The sequence below is a fragment of the Adlercreutzia sp. DFI.6.23 genome, from assembly GCF_024462535.1.
Classification (GTDB): domain Bacteria; phylum Actinomycetota; class Coriobacteriia; order Coriobacteriales; family Eggerthellaceae; genus Adlercreutzia; species Adlercreutzia rubneri.
The window spans coordinates 1-400 of sequence record NZ_JANGBP010000192.1; the positions used below are offsets into that span (position 1 = coordinate 1).

At 70.2% G+C, this 400-nt stretch carries 1 protein-coding gene; it reads right to left on the reverse strand.

Going from position 1 to position 400, the window contains the following annotated elements; genetic code table 11:
- Positions 1-400 (reverse strand): hypothetical protein (locus NE591_RS12960; RefSeq protein ID WP_256156830.1); only part of this gene is annotated, 400 nt, incomplete at both ends.

Sequence of the window (400 nt, forward strand, 5' to 3'; positions counted from 1 at the left end):
GGGGAAGGCGATGTCGAGATAGGCCTCGCGGGCCGGGCGATCGGGGCTGGGCAGTGCGATGACGCTCACGTCGGGGTTGCCGCGCACAAGCCAGGAGGGCAGGTCGGTGGCCTTGTTGGCGACAAGGACGAGGGTGTTCACGTGCTCGCCATCCCCGCGAATGGCGTCTTTCGCGCCGAGGAGCAGGTTCATGAACACGGCGTTCTCCTCGTGAGTGAGGTCCTCCGGCGAGGAGGCGAGCCGGCTCGCGAAGTCGAACACGCAGGCGACGGAGCGGGGCTCTTCCTCTCCGAGCCGCCGCGGGAGAGCCGCGCGTACGAGCAGGGAGTCGTGGACGAGGCGGTTGGCGGCAAAGGGCTGCTGGCGGCTCGCCGGGTCGGCGCCGGGGTTCAAGGCCTCG